The sequence below is a fragment of the Laedolimicola sp. genome, from assembly GCF_051972735.1.
Lineage (GTDB): Bacteria > Bacillota > Clostridia > Lachnospirales > Lachnospiraceae > Laedolimicola > Laedolimicola intestinihominis.
In genome coordinates this window covers 1-3273 of record NZ_JBOKYU010000080.1, presented here as the reverse complement: position 1 = coordinate 3273, position 3273 = coordinate 1, and the positions used below count along the sequence as shown (strand labels likewise).

The window sequence follows — 3273 nt, the reverse complement described above, 5'->3', positions numbered from 1 at the left end:
TCCACGTATTCTTCATTTTCCTTATTCCCCCTCTATCTGCTCTGATTTATTTCGGTTGTCTTCTATCTTCACAATCTTACCGTCTATAATATGGAAAATCCGGTCCGCAAAGCTGGCCAGATGATTGTCGTGGGTTACCATAACCAGCGTCTGGTTCCGCTCCCGCACAATCTTCTGCATCAGCCGCATGACCTCTGCCGATGTATTGGAATCCAGATTTCCCGTAGGCTCATCCGCAAAGATAATCTCCGGATCCAGTACCAGCGCCCTGGCCACGCCTACACGCTGCTGCTGACCGCCCGACATCTCATTGGGGCGATGATCCTTGTGCTTGGACAGTCCCACCAGATCCAGCATTTTATCTGCCTTCGCCATCCGTTCCTTCTTCGGAATCCCACGGAACATCAACGGCAGCGCCACATTTTCCACCGCGTCCATGGTTCCCAGCAGATTAAAGGACTGGAAGATAAAGCCCACATGCTCCCGCCGGAACTTTACCAGCTGATTCTCATTCATTTTCTCCAAATGCTGTCCTGCAATGACAATCTCGCCCTTGGTGGGCTTCTCCAGACCCGCCAGCATATTCAGCATCGTTGACTTACCGGAACCGGAGGTTCCCACAATGGAACAAAACTCGCCCCGGTAGATGGTCAAATCCACACCGTTCAGCGCCCGTACCTTGTTCTCGCCGACCCGGTAGATCTTGTACAGATTCTTTACCTGAATCACAGGTTCTCTTTTCTGCGCCATGCTCTCTCTCCTGTGCGCGCAGCCCGGCTATTTTCCCGTCGACTGCCATATCTAGTGTTATATATGTTCAGTATAGCACAGAGATATACGAAAAACTATTTAATTAATTCTTAATTTGCCTAAATCCAGGCCGTCAAAAACCCCCGGAAACCGCTGTCCGGCTCCGGGGGCACACACCGTTTTCTCTGTATTTTTACATATCCAGCGGATACTTGTCTGTCAGGCTCTTTACCAGCGCTTTCGCCTTCTCAGTGGCGCTCTCGCCCTCCTTGATCATCAGGGCTACCGCCTCCGCGATGGTCTCCATATCCTCTTCTTTCAGTCCTCTTGCCGTAACCGCCGGAGTTCCGATGCGGACGCCGCTGGTGACGAAGGCCGATTTCGGGTCGTTGGGAATGGTGTTTTTGTTTGCGGTGATATTGGCCGCGTCCAGCAGATGCTCCACCTCTTTACCGGTCAGGTCAAAGGGCGTCAGGTCTATCAGCATCAGGTGATTGTCGGTACCGCCGGACACGATCTTGATGCCGCGGTCCATCAGTCCCTTGCAGAGCGCCTGGGCGTTCTTTACAATCTGCTTCTGGTATTCCTTGTATTCCGGCTGCAGCGCCTCCTGGAAGCAGACTGCCTTGGCCGCAATCACATGCATCAGCGGACCGCCCTGGATACCCGGGAAGACAGCCTTGTTGAAGTTGAACTGCTTCGCAGTCGCCGCGTCGGAGAGAATCATGCCGCCTCTGGGTCCTCTGAGGGTCTTGTGGGTGGTGGTCGTCGTCACATGGGCGTAAGGAATCGGGCTCGGATGCACGCCTGCCGCCACCAGTCCGGCGATGTGCGCCATATCCACCATCAGGTAAGCACCCACCTCGTCGGCAATCTCACGGAACCGCTTGAAATCAATGGTTCTGGCGTAAGCGCTGGCTCCGGCGATGATCATCTTCGGCTTGCACTCCTTCGCGATACGCAAGATTTCATCGTAATCCAGCACACCATCGTCGTTGACTCCGTACGGAACCACGTTAAAATAGGTTCCGGAGAAGTTCGCGGGGCTTCCGTGTGTCAGGTGTCCGCCGTGGGCCAGATTCTGTCCCATGATGGTATCGCCCGGCTTCAGCATGGCGAACTGTACTGCCATATTGGCCTGGGCGCCGGAATGGGGCTGTACGTTCACATACTCGCAGCCGAAGAGCTTCTTCGCCCGCTCACGTGCCAGCTCCTCCACCTCGTCCACGCATTCGCAGCCGCCGTAATAACGTTTTCCCGGATATCCTTCTGCATATTTATTGGTCAGGGGGCTTCCCATGGCGGCCATGACCGCTTTGGATACCCAGTTTTCCGATGCAATCAGCTCAATATGGCTGTTCTGACGGGCCATCTCTGCCTCGATGGCTGCCGCTACTTCCTTGTCCACTGCCTTCACTTCATCCAATGAATACATTGTAAGATCCTCCTCGTTTTACGGCGCTTCGACTGTGAGTGTCTTTCTCTGGCGCACATTTGTCTTTTTTGTTTGCTTTATTATATGAAAGCAGACCGAAAAAAGCAAGTATTTTTTTGCAAAATATTATAGTTCGTATATTTGTAAACCCAGGTTCCGAAGTCAGATAACTTTATGTCTATCTTTGTCGTTTCTTGTCGGATTCCTGCTTTCTCATCGAACTTTCTGTCCTTATTCGTCATCATTTTCTGAAATAAATATCTCGCGTAAACTGTTTGTTCTATTTTTCTATGAGGGGAGTTTTATCAATGAAACAAACAATCCAGATTCTGCTGAACTCGGCCGGTGTGTTTAGCCACTACTGCGGATACCGTTATTTTATCCGCGCTGTGGAACTTGCTGTTCAGGATCCCACCCGTCTCCAGTATATTCAGAAGGCTATCTATGTCACCGTAGCCTTTGAATATGCCACCACTGTAACCAGTGTGGAGCGGGACATTCGAACCATCCGCGATGTGATGATGAGGAATGGCGGCCATCAGCTTCTCGTCCGAATGACCGGCAGTCCGGTCTGGTCCGACAGAACGCCCTATCCGAAGGATCTGATTGCCATCTTCTGCGAGTACCTGCTTCACAGGAAAGAAACACTCCCGATGGCACAGTAGCTATACCGGGAAGAGCAGAAAAAGGGCGTGTGAAAAAATGAGAAATCATTTTTTACACGCTCTTTTAGACTAAAAAATTATAAACGAAGTAGTCTCTAAAAGCGCATTTCCCCCTTACCCCATAAATTTGTTGATTTTCAAATCTATGCAGCTGATTTTATTTTCATCTGTTTGTTGTGGAATTTATAAAGATTGTGTCCCAGTGAAACAAGGTATACTTCAAGTTGAACAGATTTTATCCCTCTTCGCACAATCCGTTTATACCAGCGGTCATTTTTTATAATACCAAAAGTACCTTCTGCCTGGATGGAACGGTTCATTCTAAGCAGCGCACCTTGGATACTCTCAAGGTTTTGAATCACTTCCTGATGCATCTTTGTTAGTTCCTGATTGACACGCACGGTACGGTTTCCTTCTCCATTT

The 3273-nt window shown here is 50.1% G+C and carries 4 protein-coding genes; 1 reads left to right on the top strand and 3 read right to left on the bottom strand.

Annotated features, from left to right (window positions below; all coding sequences use genetic code 11):
• Positions 1–21: 21 nt before the first annotated feature.
• A complete protein-coding gene (locus ACTRC3_RS11560; RefSeq protein WP_440323171.1) occupies positions 22–750 on the bottom strand; it encodes an ABC transporter ATP-binding protein in 729 nt (242 codons plus the stop codon).
• A 193-nt stretch (positions 751–943) separates the two neighbouring features.
• The gene (gene glyA, locus ACTRC3_RS11555) at positions 944–2185 is read right to left on the bottom strand and encodes a serine hydroxymethyltransferase (protein ID WP_178038861.1); all 1242 of its coding nucleotides are present in this window, start codon (positions 2183–2185) and stop codon (positions 944–946) included.
• Positions 2186–2493: 308 nt separating this feature from the next.
• On the opposite strand from glyA, the gene ACTRC3_RS11550 reads away from it, so the two are divergent.
• Entirely contained in the window at positions 2494–2850 is a 357-nt protein-coding gene (locus tag ACTRC3_RS11550; protein ID WP_178038862.1) for a sporulation initiation factor Spo0A C-terminal domain-containing protein, read from the top strand.
• 143 nt (positions 2851–2993) lie between these two features.
• Here the strand turns inward: ACTRC3_RS11550 and ACTRC3_RS11545 are convergent.
• Positions 2994–3273: transposase (locus tag ACTRC3_RS11545; RefSeq protein ID WP_440323170.1), on the bottom strand; the 280-nt coding region annotated here is incomplete at its 5' end.